The 13,977-nt window shown below is 36.0% G+C and carries 15 protein-coding genes; 2 read left to right on the forward strand and 13 right to left on the reverse strand.

Features of this window, described 5'->3' with window-relative positions; translation table 11 throughout:
• Nucleotides 1–3: 3 nt before the first annotated feature.
• The 13 genes from NSU17_RS01205 to NSU17_RS01265 all read right to left on the reverse strand — a co-directional run bounded on the left by NSU17_RS01205 (nt 4) and on the right by NSU17_RS01265 (nt 12,756).
• A complete protein-coding gene (locus NSU17_RS01205; RefSeq protein WP_016839342.1) occupies nt 4–216 on the reverse strand; it encodes an acetyl-CoA carboxylase biotin carboxyl carrier protein subunit in 213 nt (70 codons plus the stop codon).
• A 100-nt stretch (nt 217–316) separates the two neighbouring features.
• Nucleotides 317–1,672 (reverse strand): acetyl-CoA carboxylase biotin carboxylase subunit, encoded by a 1,356-nt coding sequence (locus NSU17_RS01210; protein ID WP_340704062.1) that lies wholly within the window; start codon nt 1,670–1,672, stop codon nt 317–319.
• Nucleotides 1,673–1,692: 20 nt separating this feature from the next.
• Nucleotides 1,693–3,330, reverse strand: coding sequence for an AMP-binding protein (locus NSU17_RS01215; protein WP_340704063.1), 1,638 nt, complete (start codon nt 3,328–3,330; stop codon nt 1,693–1,695).
• A 22-nt stretch (nt 3,331–3,352) separates the two neighbouring features.
• Nucleotides 3,353–4,495 (reverse strand): acyl-CoA dehydrogenase, encoded by a 1,143-nt coding sequence (locus tag NSU17_RS01220; RefSeq protein WP_340704064.1) that lies wholly within the window; start codon nt 4,493–4,495, stop codon nt 3,353–3,355.
• A gap of 54 nt (nt 4,496–4,549) precedes the next feature.
• Nucleotides 4,550–5,167: a TetR/AcrR family transcriptional regulator gene (locus NSU17_RS01225; protein ID WP_096550922.1), complete on the reverse strand. Its 618-nt coding sequence runs from the start codon at nt 5,165–5,167 to the stop codon at nt 4,550–4,552.
• Nucleotides 5,168–5,273: 106 nt separating this feature from the next.
• On the reverse strand, nt 5,274–5,927 hold the full coding sequence (locus tag NSU17_RS01230) for a CoA transferase subunit B (RefSeq protein WP_016839337.1): 654 nt from the start codon (nt 5,925–5,927) through the stop codon (nt 5,274–5,276).
• A 1-nt stretch (nt 5,928) separates the two neighbouring features.
• Nucleotides 5,929–6,636, reverse strand: coding sequence for a CoA transferase subunit A (locus tag NSU17_RS01235; protein ID WP_016839336.1), 708 nt, complete (start codon nt 6,634–6,636; stop codon nt 5,929–5,931).
• A gap of 733 nt (nt 6,637–7,369) precedes the next feature.
• Nucleotides 7,370–7,846, reverse strand: coding sequence for a type 3 dihydrofolate reductase (folA, locus tag NSU17_RS01240; RefSeq protein WP_340704065.1), 477 nt, complete (start codon nt 7,844–7,846; stop codon nt 7,370–7,372).
• A 124-nt stretch (nt 7,847–7,970) separates the two neighbouring features.
• Nucleotides 7,971–8,927, reverse strand: a complete 957-nt coding sequence (locus NSU17_RS01245) for a thymidylate synthase (protein ID WP_096550920.1) — start codon at nt 8,925–8,927, stop codon at nt 7,971–7,973.
• A 374-nt stretch (nt 8,928–9,301) separates the two neighbouring features.
• The gene (locus tag NSU17_RS01250) at nt 9,302–9,664 is read right to left on the reverse strand and encodes a hypothetical protein (protein ID WP_340434882.1); all 363 of its coding nucleotides are present in this window, start codon (nt 9,662–9,664) and stop codon (nt 9,302–9,304) included.
• A 122-nt stretch (nt 9,665–9,786) separates the two neighbouring features.
• On the reverse strand, nt 9,787–10,362 hold the full coding sequence (locus NSU17_RS01255; protein ID WP_340704066.1) for a YpjP family protein: 576 nt from the start codon (nt 10,360–10,362) through the stop codon (nt 9,787–9,789).
• Between the two features lie 298 nt (nt 10,363–10,660).
• A complete protein-coding gene (locus tag NSU17_RS01260; protein WP_340704067.1) occupies nt 10,661–11,788 on the reverse strand; it encodes a glycerate kinase in 1,128 nt (375 codons plus the stop codon).
• Nucleotides 11,785–12,756, reverse strand: coding sequence for a 2-hydroxyacid dehydrogenase (locus NSU17_RS01265; RefSeq protein WP_340434889.1), 972 nt, complete (start codon nt 12,754–12,756; stop codon nt 11,785–11,787). The genes NSU17_RS01260 and NSU17_RS01265 overlap by 4 nt, the downstream gene beginning before the upstream one ends.
• Before the next feature lie 138 nt (nt 12,757–12,894).
• Here NSU17_RS01265 and NSU17_RS01270 point away from each other — a divergent pair, with 138 nt between their 5' ends.
• Nucleotides 12,895–13,707, forward strand: coding sequence for an EcsC family protein (locus NSU17_RS01270; protein ID WP_340704068.1), 813 nt, complete (start codon nt 12,895–12,897; stop codon nt 13,705–13,707).
• Between the two features lie 38 nt (nt 13,708–13,745).
• Nucleotides 13,746–13,889 (forward strand): hypothetical protein, encoded by a 144-nt coding sequence (locus NSU17_RS01275; RefSeq protein ID WP_340704069.1) that lies wholly within the window; start codon nt 13,746–13,748, stop codon nt 13,887–13,889.
• Nucleotides 13,890–13,977: the final 88 nt, after the last annotated feature.

Below are 13,977 nucleotides of genomic sequence, written 5' to 3' on the forward strand. Positions count from 1 at the left end.
ACCCTATTCGATTTCTAAAATGTCATCATCTACGTTAATAAAATCGCCTTCTTGAACAAAGATTTTTTTCACAACTCCTGCTGCTTCAGAAGCAATCGGAATTTCCATTTTCATTGATTCTAAAATTACAACATCTTGTCCTTCTTGTACTTGTTCCCCTTCAGATACAACAATTTTCCAAACTGTTCCTGCCATATTTGCTTTTACTACTGTCATCATAATCCCTCCAAATATTATTACTAACTAAATGAAAAATATTGAATAGCTGTTCAATGATGGAAAGAAAAGCTATTATCATTGAACAGCTTAAATTTACTTACTTAACCTGAAATTCAGGTAGATAATATTCATCTACAAAACTTGTAGTAATATTACCTTTTCTAAATTCTTCGTGACTTGCAATTTTCATAAGCATTGGAATATTTGTCTTAATTCCTTCTAGTTTGTATTGTTTCAATGCTTCAACTAAACGTTCACATGCTTTTTCGCGCGTCTCACCGAAACAAATCAATTTGCCAATCATCGGGTCATAGAATGGCGTAACCGCTGATCCTGATTCAACAGCACAATCGTTTCGAATTCCTTCCCCTTCAGGCAATTCCAGTAAAGTAATTGTCCCCGGTGAAGGATAAAACGTTACTGGATCTTCGGCATAAATTCGCGCTTCAATCGCATGTCCTTTCATCTTGATTGAATCTTTCGAAATCTCCAACGGCAACCCTTCTGCAACCCGAATTTGTTGTTCTACAAGGTCAATTCCCGTAATTTCTTCCGTTACAGGATGTTCCACTTGCAATCGAGTATTCATTTCTAAGAAATAGAAATTTTCTTTGTCATCTACTAAAAACTCAAAAGTTCCAGCATTAGTATAGCCAATATACTTCGCTGCCTGAACAGCTGCTTCTAACATTTTTTCTCGCGTTGCATCTGAAATTGTTGGAGATGGTGCTTCCTCAATCACTTTTTGATTTCGACGTTGGATTGAACATTCTCGTTCAAAAAGCGGTACTACATTTCCATGTACATCGGCGATAATTTGCACTTCTACGTGGTGAGGATTTTCAATGTATTTTTCAATATACATCGTGCCGTCACCAAAATAAGACTGTGCTCGCTTTTTATTGCCTTCAAAGGATTTTGAAAGTTCATCGCTATTATTAATTCGTTGCATGCCGATGCCACCGCCGCCGCTAGAAGCTTTTAACATTAACGGATAGCCAATTTGATCTGCTATTTTGACTGCTTCTTCTACGTTTTCAATAGCAACGTCTACCCCTTCGATAATTGGTACCCCTGCTTCTTTCATTTTAATCCTTGCTTCTAACTTACTTCCCATTGCAGCGATTACGTCATGTTTCGGTCCGATAAAAACAATGCCTTCTTCTTCACATCGTTTTGCAAAATTGGGATTTTCAGAAAGTAAGCCATAACCGGGATGAATCGCATCGACATTTGCATTTTTAGCAACTTCTATTATTTTTTCAATATTTAAATAACTTAAAGAAACAGGGGGTTTACCAATTTCATACGCTTCGTCGGCTTCTCGAACGAATAGGGATTCACGATCTGCCTCCGAATAGACCGCTACTGTACGAATATTCAATTTTTTGCAGGTACGAATAATTCTTCTAGCAATTTCTCCGCGGTTTGCAATTAATATTTTCTTAAACATCGGCATACTTCTCCTTCCTACTAGTGTACAAGTTTTGCAGTAAATTGTTCTCTCAACTTATATTTTTGAATTTTTCCTGATGCTGTCATTGGATATTGGTCTACGAAGAAGATATATCTAGGAATTTTATGTTTAGAAATTTTTCCATTGCAAAACTCGCGAATTTCATCTTCCGTTGCTGTTTCACCTTGCTTTAAGATGATAAATGCAGCCACTTCTTCTCCATACTTTTCATCTGGCACACCAACGATTTGTACGTCATAAATTTTTGGATTTTTATATAAAAACTCTTCAATTTCACGAGGATAAATATTTTCTCCACCGCGAATAATCATATCTTTCAAACGGCCTGTAATTCGCACATAGCCGTTTTCATCCATTGTAGCAAGGTCCCCTGTGTGGAGCCAGTTATCTTCATCAATGGCTTCTTTTGTGGCATCTGGATTATTATAGTAACCTTTCATCACGTGATAGCCACGCGTGCAAAGTTCACCTTGCGTATTAGGCGGCACTTCTTTACCAGTAGTTGGATCAATGATTTTTACTTCCACATTCGGTAAAGCTCGCCCTACTGTACCCACTTTTAAATCAAATGGATCGTCTGTGCGTGTTTGTGTAATTACTGGTGAAGATTCAGTCTGTCCATAGCAAATCGTAATATCTTTCATATTCATTTTTTGAATAACAGCTTTCATTACTTCTTCAGGACAGTTGGAACCAGCCATTACACCTGTACGTAGTGATGATAAATCAAATTCATCAAAATTAGGTAAATTCAATTCACTAATAAACATCGTTGGTACACCATGTAAGGCAGTACATTTTTCTTTCTCCACCGTTTTTAAAACTTCCACTGGATTATATTCTTGAATCGGCACCATCGTACCGCCAACGCTTACAATGGCCAATGTTCCAATGACGCATCCGAAACAGTGGAAGAACGGAACTGGAATACATAGGCGATCTTCATTAGTCAGCTTCATACTTTCTGCAATATTAATGGCATTGTTTACGATATTGTAATGTGTTAACATAACACCTTTCGGGAATCCTGTTGTTCCGGAAGTATACTGTAAATTAATGACATCATCATAGTGAAGAGAAGCTTTTCTTTGTTCTAATTCTTCATCCGACACTTGATCTGCCAGTTTAATGACGTCACTCCAGTTGTATACTCCGTCGAATTGGTTTTCGCTTATAATAATGACATTTTTTAACATCGGCAAACGTTTTGAATTCAACTTGCCTGGTTTGGAAGTTTTCAACTCAGGGCAGATTTCGTAAACTGTATCAATGAAGCGATGGTCTTTAAATTGCTCAATTAAAATGAGCGTTTTGGAATCGGATTGCTTTAATAAATATTCAAGTTCTGCAGTTCGATAATTTGTATTGACCGTTACGAGCGGAGCACCCATTTTGCCAGTAGCAAATTGTAATGCTACCCACTCTGGTACGTTTGTTGTCCAAACGGCGATATGATCACCCTTTTCAATTCCAAGGGCCATGAGTGCTTTCGCTACTTGATCAGACCAAGCATCAAATTCTTTATACGTTAATCGTAAGTCTCGGTCTGAATAGACAACTGCCTCCTTATTTGGATATTTCTCCGTTTGCTCCTCCAACAATTGACCAATAGTTTTATAAACAAGATCAGCCATTCAGTTCCTCCTTCAAATTTTTTTAGCACCCTATTAATCTAGATATTACTAATCTTTGAACTTCAGAAGTTCCTTCACCAATTTCCATTAATTTAATGTCACGTAAATGTCTTTCCACATCGTATTCTTTCATGTAACCATAGCCACCGTGAATTTGAATAGCTTGGTTACACACTCTAAAGCCCATTTCCGATGCGAAAAGTTTTGCCATTGCTGCCTCCTTTCCAAATGGTTTATTGTTGTCTTTCAACCATGCTGCCTTATATACCATGTTGCGAGCTAATTCTATTTCCATTGCCATGTCAGCTAATTTAAACTGAATGGCTTGGAATTTAGAAATCGGTTGGCCAAACTGAACTCTTTCTTTTGCATATTTCAACGCTTTTTCATAAGCGGCTTGAGCAATCCCTACAGAAAGAGCTGCAATGGAAATTCGTCCACCATCTAATGTTTGTAAGAATTGGCTAAATCCTCGCTTCGGATCTCCTAACACGTTTTCTTTTGGTACACGAACATTTTCTAATACAATCTCACAAGTGTTAGATGCACGAACACCCATTTTGTCATAATCGCAACGAATTTTTACGCCAGGAGCATCAGTAGGAACAATCAGAGATGTGATGATTTTCTTTCCATCTTCTCTTTTACCTGTTACAGCTGTTACAATTACTTGTCTAGCGTATCCAGCATTCGTAATCCATTGCTTTTCACCGTTGATGATATATTCATCACCAACTAGTTCAGCTTTCGTTTGAGTACCACCTGCGTCAGATCCAGCATTTGGCTCTGTTAAACCAAAGGAACCAAGTGTTTCTCCTTTCGCCATTGGAACAAGCCATTTTTGCTTTTGCTCTTCTGTTCCGAAATAATAGATAGGTGATGCACCCAAACTGATGGCAGCAGCGTAACTTAGTCCTGTACCGCCACAAGCTTTTCCGATTTCTTCAACCGCAATCGCGTAAGAAATCGTGTCTCCTCCTGAACCGCCGTATTCTTCCGGGAACGGAATACCTAGTAGTCCAAGTTCACCCATTTTCTTAAATGTTTCAATTGGGAATGTGGAATTTTCATCATGTTCTCTTGCATACGGTTTAATTTCTTTTTCTGCAAAATCTCTTACCATTTCTTGAATCATTAATTGTTCTTTTGTTAATTCGAAATTCATGAACATTTCCCCCTATTTTTAAAACCGACTAGTCGGTTTGTTTTTGACCTATGATTATTCTATTAATTGATTTAATTGTTTGGCTTCAACCAATCCTTGCTCTGTGACAATTGAGCGGAGGATTAAATCTTTGAAAATGGCTGTAATTTCTTCCATAGTCATTGGTCCATCTTGCTTAAACCATTTGTAAGTCCAATTGATCATGCCGATAATCGCCATTGTAACAATATTGGCTGGCAATTCATTTCGAAAATCTCCACTTTCTTGGCCTTCAACAATCACCTTTTCAAGCAACTTTCGATAGCGATCTCGTTTTTCATTGATAACTTGTTTAAATTCATGATTTAGATAAGCGCTTTCTTCGTAAAAAACTGTAATGTACGGTTTATACATGTCAAAAACTTTAATGAATGAATTCAGTATGGCGGATAATCTAGAAATCGGCGTTTTATTCTCCGTGTAGGAAAGTTCCGCTTTTTCTATCACATAGGAAATAAATACATCATGGATTTCATATAGCAACTCATCTTTTGACTTATAATTGTGATAAAATCCGCCTTTCGATGTTCCCGCTTCTAAGACGATTTTATCTACCGTGACTCCGTGATAACCATGTTCCTGAAATAAGTGCAATGAAGTTTCTAAAATTCGTTCTTTAACTGATTTTTTCATTTTTTTCCGCCTTTCGGTTTCACGTTTGAACCAAGCGCTAATAGAAATATATTTATTTTCTTAGAATTTTATGACATAAAACATATAAATTTCAACAAAAATTTTTTTACCACTCTATAAGATTTGGTGAAATGCTATATTCAGCTTCTGTTTTGCTCTTTAATTCTTCCAAGGAAATGTCCTTTGATTTTTCTATTAAAACCATTCCTTCTTCCGTGAAATCAAATACAGCTAATTCCGTAATTAAACGGTCCACTACACCTTGACCTGTAAGCGGCAAAGTACATTCTTTTCGTACTTTTGGCTCTCCTTTTTTGGACAAGTGCTCCATGATTACAACGACGCGTTTCGCCCCTTGCACTAAATCCATCGCACCGCCCATTCCTTTTACCATTTTTCCTGGAATCATCCAGTTAGCCAAATCGCCCTTTTCAGACACTTCCATTCCACCTAAAATCGCTAAATCAATATGTCCACCACGAATCATGGCAAAGGATTCAGCACTATCAAAAAATGCTGCTCCTTTTACAGCTGTTACCGTTTCTTTACCTGCATTTATTAAATCCGGATCCACTTCATCCTCTGTCGGATATGGACCAATACCAAGTAAACCATTTTCAGATTGTAATAACACTTGATAATCGCTTGGAATTTCATTGGCGACAAGCGTCGGCATACCGATACCAAGATTAACATTCATGCCATCTTTTATTTCTTTCACAGCGCGTTTCACAATTTTCTCTCTGGTTGTGAGAGTCATCTTAATAAACCTCCTCTTTTTTTCGCGTTGTCTTTCTTTCAATCCGTTTTTCGTAGTGGTCGCCAACTAAAATACGTTGAACGTAGACGCTAGGCGTATGAATTTGATCAGGATCTAATTCCCCTACTTCAACCAGTTCTTCTACCTCTGCAATCGTAATTTTTCCAGCCATTGCAGCTAAAGGATTAAAGTTTCTTGCTGTTTTCCGGTAAACTAAGTTTCCTAGTTTATCGCCTTTCCATGCTTTTACAAATGCAAAATCACCCACGATTGCTCTTTCTTCGATATACGTTTTTCCATCAAATACTTTTGTTGGCTTTCCTTCTGCAATAGGTGTCCCAACTCCTGTTGCTGTATAGAATGCTGGAATACCGGCACCTCCAGCACGAATTCTTTCTGCTAGTGTACCTTGAGGTGTTAATTCAACTTCAATTTCCCCATTTAAAAATTGTTGTTCAAAGGTTTTATTTTCCCCTACATAGGAAGCGATGATTTTAGAGATTTGCTTATTAGCAAGCAGCAATCCAAGTCCCCAATCATCTACCCCACAGTTATTGCTGACAACCGTTAAATTTTTTGTTCCCTTTCTTAAAATGGCTTCAATCGCTTTTTCAGGGATGCCACATAATCCAAATCCACCAACGATAATGGTATCCCCATCTTTCAAGTCTTGGATGGCTTCATCAAAAGATGTAAAAACTTTTGACATGTTGTGAGTCCTCCTTTATCTTTTTAGCAACTAAATATATCTATATTTTAAAAATATGTGTAATAGAATAGTTTTATACTAAATTTTTATTAGAAAAATAAATTATTATATTAATATTCTGAAAAACGTTTCCATTCCAAAACTAATGATGATGTATGATGAAATAGTGAAAATCATACCATCACCGTCATCGATGAATCAAATTCCTTAATACCCTAAAGAAGAAAATTAAAACATGAAGGAGAAAATTTTGAAAAAATTAAGATTATTTTCAATTGTTTTTATTATATTTCTTTCAATCATTTTGTTCAATAAATTTCTTATCCACTCTTTTCAATCGGACAATATCACCCCAAAAGGAGCAATAGAAAAATGGGAAAAATTGAAGTTGTAGGTGTTTCTATTTGGTATATTACTACACCTGAAAATGAGGGAATGAAATAAGCAGATGAAAACATTATGTTCAAAAGTTGGGAATTCAAGGAAAAGGATGGAGCTGGTCTTTTTTGAAAAGGATGGAGAACGTTTCATTGCTATTAACTCAAATGTGGAGGAAAGAGTATGTACTTGTTAAAGTACATCGTAAAACGAAAAGTATATTAGAAAACTAACAGATACTATTATTAAATATTATTCAGAAGTAGATTTTTTGAAGTTCCATTTTTTTGATAATTGACAATTTCATCATTACAAAAAGAGCGCCAAATTCTTAGACGCTCCTTTAATCATCTGGTTATTTTTTTTCATAAACTAAATATTGAAACGTATATCCTTTATCGGCTTTAAAAACTTCACTTGATGAAACGATTTTCCATTCTTCACCGTATGCCGGAAAGTATGTATCACCTTTAAATTCATGATTAATAAGTGTAATATACAATCGATCTGCAATCGGCAATGCAAGTTTAAAGATTTGTTCTCCGCCGATAACCATGATCTCCTGAGCATCACCCGCAAGTTTCAATGCTTCATCGAAACTTGAACCCACTTCAATCCCTTCATGAGTATATTCTTTGTTTCTAGTTATCACAATATTTCTTCTCCCAGGCAAAGGCCGTCCGATCGATTCAAATGTTTTTCTCCCCATAATAATTGGTTTTCCCATTGTTTTTTCTTTAAAATATTTTAAGTCCCCAGGTAAATGCCAAGGCATTTGATTTTTATATCCAATTACTCGATTATTGTCATGTGCTACAATTAGTGAAATCATGTTCTCTCTCCTATTTTAAATTTCATTTTATTTTTACCTTGATTCCATGATTTTCAGTAAAATTTCTTCATACATACTAGTCATTTCTTTTGTAGCATTTATCAAATCAAATACATTATTACTCTTAAACTGCTACAGGCGCTTTGATGGTTGGATGTGGGTCATACCCTTCAATCGACAAGTCATCCAACTCGATATCAAATACCGATTTTTTCTCAGGATTAATTTTTAGCGTTGGGAGGGCTTTCGGTTCTCTAGAAAGCTGTTCCTTCACTTGTTCTATATGATTTAAATAAATATGTGTATCGCCAAAGCTATGAATAAACTCTCCTACTTCAAGTCCGCATTCATGAGCGATTAAATGCGTCAACAATGCATAAGAAGCAATATTAAACGGCACACCTAAAAACACGTCTGCACTACGTTGATATAGTTGACATGATAATTTCCCTTCTGCCACATAAAATTGGAATAACGTATGGCAAGGTGGCAGCGCCATTTCATCCACTTCAGCTGGATTCCATGCAGAGACAATTAATCGGCGGGAATTTGGATTTCGCTTAATTTGCTCAATCACATTTTTTAATTGGTCAATCGTTTCACCGTTGTCATTAGGCCAACTTCTCCATTGTTTTCCATATACCGGACCTAATTCACCATATTTTTTTGCAAATTCATCATCCGTTAGTACTTTTACATGGAAGATTTTCATTTGCTCATCTAACACTTTCGCAAACTCTTCATCCTTTGCTGCACGTAATCCGAAGTCGGTCATATCCGGTCCATTATACTCATTTGATTCAACCCACTTTTTAAACGCCCATTCATCCCAAATGTGGTTATTATGCTCGAGTAAATAGCGAATATTTGTATCTCCTTTAATAAACCATAACAATTCGCTAGCAATCAGTTTAAAAGGTACGCGCTTCGTAGTTAATAATGGAAAACCTTTGCTTAAATCAAAGCGCATTTGATAACCAAAAATACTGATTGTTCCTGTCCCTGTTCGATCTTCTTTCTTCACTCCCGTATCTAAGATATGTTGCAATAAATCTAAATACGCATACTCAGGATGGCGCATATCAATACACTCCCATCTATGTAAATTCTAGTTCGTAATCATTTTTCCAAACTTACAGCAATTTATGAAATAATATTGCGTCATCGAAAAAAGAACTTTTCTTATCATATCATAAAAGAAAAAAGATTGGTTTCAAAATGAAAAATGAATGGATTTGTAAAATGTTGCATATAATTACTTTCTAAACATATCTTCAATCGGAGGGATTATAATGGATGCAGATTTTTTAATTGGTATCGGACTTATTTTATATACAATATACTTAACAACCCTTTGCTTTACAAATTAACAATAAAAAAAACGAAAAGCTGATTCAATGAACTCGAATCAGCTTCTCCATTTGTCTTTTACCAAATGTCCTCATTGGAACTATTTCATTTTATCATTCCCATCATTGATAACAATATTTTTGCATCGTTATTCAAATTTTTTAGTGTATTTTCCCTTAATAATAATTGTTCTTTTTCTCTTAAAAATATCTTTAATCCGCTAATATCGAATCGACTTGCATAAGTATTAATGACAGTAATGGCATGTAATTCATCTTTTGTTAACGTTTGTTCCACCGATTCAAATTTCTGCTGAACAAATAAAAGAATTTCCCGAGCATTACTGTTAAGCAAATGTCTATTCTCATAAACAGTATCAAAGTTTTCCTCTATGTATCTACGAGCTGTACCATAATCTAATGCATCAACAGCGCCATTTATCCTAATAATCAAGTTACTCAACAACACTACTAAAGACCTCCTTGACATAATAACATATCGGTATAATAGTAGTATTGTTTAGCCTATTTTTAAAGAAATTGGATATAGAAAATAAAAAAATACCACCCATTTTTAGGTGGTATTGGATATTAAGAAAGCCATTTAGGTGGAGTATTTTTAGAATAGTAAATATCCCCAATCGTATGATGGGATGCAAAGTGATCCTCGTGAGTATGATAATGGAAGTTGTAATAATATCCTTCTTGAGGACGCTTTTCCGTACGAACATGGAATCGAAGCAAATCCTTGCCGCTTATGCCATCCGTAATATGAAAAATTTTTTCAGAATAATTTCCGCCCGGTTTTTCAGAAATTGTTACATAACGTTTTGATTCATCATCCAAATTTGATAAGGTAGTAGAAATAATTCTTTCTATATTTGGGAAAATCCGTTGTTCGAATTCATCTTCAATCACCGGTGCAATTTTTGAACCAAATTTTATGTATGATTGTTCACGTGCAAGTTGAATAATTGCATCAATTGGATCATAAGATTCTTCAATACTTTCATTTGCTTCTTCAACATTTTTATAATCGGAACTTGGCGTTCGATTCGAGTCTTGTCCATTTTCTAATACATCCCAAATGGAATGATCAGGCGTAATGAACCCTAATGTTAATAAGGCAACGGTAAATACGAGTGCTTTTTGCCACCACTTTTTCAAGGACCTCACCAGCTTTCTATACAAATCTACTATCATTATTTACGATTTTCTATGAAAAAGGTTTCCTAATTTAAGTTTTCATAGTAAAATTACTAGGGAATCGACTATTGTTTTCTATTAGGGAGGGATAAGGAATGGCCTCAATTACTATTGCCATTGGTCTTGTTCTTTATTTAGGATACTTAACTTCATTCTGCTTTTCTAAATAAGTCATGAAAAAAGCTGCGTCTCGTGGCTTTTTTTGTTTATAGGAGGAGCACTGCTATGAATCTTTGATAGAGTAGCAGTGCAGTTACACTTAAATTCTCAGCAACTCCGCGATATTCTCAACTAGTTCCAACACAAGTTGTTTTGCATCTTTCATTGATTCTTCTATCGAACTAGGTCCTTTACATATTGAGAAAGCCGCGGCTAATCCTAATTCTCTTATTTCATTTCTCGATAATTCAATATTGCCGCAAACCGCCACAACTGGGATATGATGCAGATTGGCAAGTTCACAAATTCCTTTGATTACTTTTCCATTAAGGGTTTGATGATCTAGCTTCCCCTCCCCTGTGATGACAAAATCCACCGTAGGAAGCAACTGATCTAATTGTAAATATTCAATTAATATGTCAATGCCTTGTCTAATTTGCGTTTTAAAAAGTGCCAAAAAAGATGCAGGAATTCCCCCAGCAGCACCAACGCCTTCGCGACTTACAATCTCCTTACGAAATTCTTTTTCTAATACTTTTCCATAATGTTCAAGGATTCCATCAATTTCGTTTAAACGCTCTTTGGCAATGCCTTTTTGCGGTCCGAATACGAAAGTCGCCCCCTGCTCTCCACAAAGAGGATTATTTACATCCGTCGCCAAAATAAATTCACATTCAAATAGCCTCGGATCAACCTTTTGTAAATCAAGTGAAGCAATTTTTTGGATATCCGTTAATGATTCAATTTCTACAGGTTTACTGTGAACATCTCTGAACGACACGCCCAATTCCAAAAGCATCCCAACACCCGCATCATTCGTAGCACTACCGCCAAGGCCGATAATAAAGGTACGACAGCCTTTATCTAAACCATATAAAATAAAATTTCCTACCCCATAGCTAAATGATTGATAGGGATTTCGTTCATCTACCGATACAAGTGTTAACCCTGTACTTTTTGCCATCTCGATAAACGCCGTTCGTTTTTGTAAGTCAAACGCCATTTTTCCTTGAATCGTTCCCCCCAACGGATCTTTGACGTTTACCAACTCCACTTGGAATGGATGCACAGAACAGATGCTTTCTAAAAAACCTTCTCCTCCATCAGAAATCGGAACTTCGATTACTTCTGCATCCATGACGTTGTTCATCCCATGGCGAATTGTTTGGCACAATTCAATAGATGAAAGAGAGCCTTTAAAGGAATCCGGTGCAACTAAAACTCTCATATTTCCAAACCTTTCGTCACAGGCGTAATCGGTTCTTTACCCGATAACACATTGGCAATATTGTTCGCAGCGAGTTCCGCCATTTTTGTTCTCGTTTCATATGTAGCACTGCCAATATGAGGAAGCAAGATGACATTATCTAATGCCAATAACCCTTCCACAATTTTCGGTTCATGTTCGTACACATCGAGTGCCGCCCCAGCGATTTTTCCTTCTTTTAAATGTTCATATAACGCTTGTTCATCAATTAATGGCCCACGGGATGTATTAATTAAATAAGCATCTTTTTTCATGAGATGTAATTCTTCTCGCCCAATCAAATGATAAGATTCTTCATTTAATGGTGCATGGATTGTGATATAATCGCACTCTTTTAACAACGTTTCCAAATCGACATATCGTGCATTGTATTCTTGTTCCTTTTCTTTCGGCAACGGATTTCGATTATAATAGTAAACCTTCATATTGAACCCTTTTGCTCTTTGACATACAGCTGACCCAATTCTCCCCATCCCTATGATGCCTAATTTCTTTCCATATACCATATTGCCGATAAATAAATGCGGAAGCCAGCCGGTAAACTTCCCTTCCCGAACGAAATGATCAGCTTCAACAATTCTTCTTGCTATTCCAAGAATCAGTGCCCATGTAAGGTCTGCCGTTGCATCATTTAGAACATCTGGCGTGTTTGTTACGACGATGCCACGTTTTTCTGCAGAAGCAATATCGATATTGTTATAGCCAACACCGCAATTGCCGATAACTTTTAACTTTGATGCTTGTTGTAAAATGTCATCTGTAATGAAATTGTTGACCATCGAAAGCACGGCATCTTGATCTTTTATTTTGTCGAGTAACGCTGGCCCATTCAACGTTTCTTCCTTTTCCCAAACTTCCACTTCACCCACAGATTTTAATATGTTTAATGCTGAATCACTAATTTTACTCGTCACAAAAATCTTAAACATTTCTACCACTCCTCTTCTACATACATATTCTCGGTTTTTTTTAATAATCCTTCTGTCGAAACTTTTTCGAAAAGGAACTCGTATAAATAGGAAACCGCTACAAATAATGTATGGTAAAAACGAATAGGAGAATGAATATTGGAAACAAAAGAGCAATTATTGGCCTATTTACAAGAGATTGAAGCATGGGAAAAGGAACAAAAAGATTTATTTTTTTGGGAAAAAATCGGTAGAATCCCCTTTAAAATTTTAGATAAATTGACACCAAAATGGATTCAAAAAAAAGTTGCTGAATTAGTGGATGAATTAGGAAGCTACATTCAAACAGGCGGAAAATATTTAGTCAGTGAACAAGCTATCATTAAAAGAATCAATCAACATTCCTCTGTTAAAAATATCCACTCGATAGAAGAGATTCGAAATTTGCCGATTGAAGAGATGAAAAAGATTTCCGAGCAGCTTTCGAAAAAACGCGCAGCAATTGCAACGGTGCAAGGAGCTTCAACGGGAGTAGGCGGATTATTTACTCTTGTCGTCGATATTCCTGTGATATTGGGAATTTCCTTGAAAACCCTACAGGAAATTGCCATAATTCATGGATACGATCCAAATGATAAAATAGAACGCATATTTATCGTGAAATGTTTGCAATTTGCAAATGCAGATATTGTTGGAAAGGAAGCCATCTTAAAAGAATTGTCGGAAATGGATAAACAATTCTCTACGGATGTAATCCAGCAATTAAAAGGATGGCAAGAAGTGTTTTATACGTTCCGTGATCAATTTGGTTGGAAAAAATTCTTCCAAGCGATACCAATTGCCGGCATACTATTCGGAGCTTTCGCCAATAAAGGTATGATTGAAAATATCGCAGAAACTGGCAACATGCTTTATCGGAAAAGAAGAGTGAAGGAAAGATTAAAAGAATTGTCTGTTGGAGAGTTTTTATAACTTATCTTAGGAGAGAAATAATAAAGGGAGTTCAGGAAATGGCAAATAAAATATTTACAATAAAAGTTGCAGAACTGTACTTTGAACAACTACAAAAGGAAATTCAATCCAGTGGGTTAACAGTAGAAGAATGGTTTAAGCAAAAAATAGAACAATTACAAAAAGACACTCGATCAAAATAATGGGCGAGTGTCTTTTTATATGGAAAATGAATGAAAATACGCTTAGTAAATGTGTAAAAGTAGATTGGAAACATCTATTTGGAGCATG

Source organism: Ureibacillus sp. FSL K6-2830, from assembly GCF_038004145.1.
In the GTDB taxonomy this organism is placed as follows: domain Bacteria; phylum Bacillota; class Bacilli; order Bacillales_A; family Planococcaceae; genus Ureibacillus; species Ureibacillus thermosphaericus.

Excerpts from the sequence above, each read along its gene's own strand:
- NSU17_RS01205 (WP_016839342.1), bottom strand. The coding sequence starts at position 216 with ATGACAGTAGTAAAAGCAAATATGGCAGGAACAGTTTGGAAAATTGTT.
- NSU17_RS01210 (WP_340704062.1), bottom strand. The coding sequence starts at position 1,672 with ATGTTTAAGAAAATATTAATTGCAAACCGCGGAGAAATTGCTAGAAGA.
- NSU17_RS01230 (WP_016839337.1), bottom strand. The coding sequence starts at position 5,927 with ATGACTCTCACAACCAGAGAGAAAATTGTGAAACGCGCTGTGAAAGAA.
- NSU17_RS01220 (WP_340704064.1), bottom strand. The coding sequence starts at position 4,495 with ATGAATTTCGAATTAACAAAAGAACAATTAATGATTCAAGAAATGGTA.
- NSU17_RS01275 (WP_340704069.1), top strand. The coding sequence starts at position 13,746 with ATGGCAAATAAAATATTTACAATAAAAGTTGCAGAACTGTACTTTGAA.
- NSU17_RS01245 (WP_096550920.1), bottom strand. The coding sequence starts at position 8,927 with ATGCGCCATCCTGAGTATGCGTATTTAGATTTATTGCAACATATCTTA.
- NSU17_RS01260 (WP_340704067.1), bottom strand. The coding sequence starts at position 11,788 with ATGAGAGTTTTAGTTGCACCGGATTCCTTTAAAGGCTCTCTTTCATCT.
- NSU17_RS01235 (WP_016839336.1), bottom strand. The coding sequence starts at position 6,636 with ATGTCAAAAGTTTTTACATCTTTTGATGAAGCCATCCAAGACTTGAAA.
- folA (WP_340704065.1), bottom strand. The coding sequence starts at position 7,846 with ATGATTTCACTAATTGTAGCACATGACAATAATCGAGTAATTGGATAT.
- NSU17_RS01215 (WP_340704063.1), bottom strand. The coding sequence starts at position 3,330 with ATGGCTGATCTTGTTTATAAAACTATTGGTCAATTGTTGGAGGAGCAA.
- NSU17_RS01225 (WP_096550922.1), bottom strand. The coding sequence starts at position 5,167 with ATGAAAAAATCAGTTAAAGAACGAATTTTAGAAACTTCATTGCACTTA.
- NSU17_RS01265 (WP_340434889.1), bottom strand. The coding sequence starts at position 12,756 with ATGTTTAAGATTTTTGTGACGAGTAAAATTAGTGATTCAGCATTAAAC.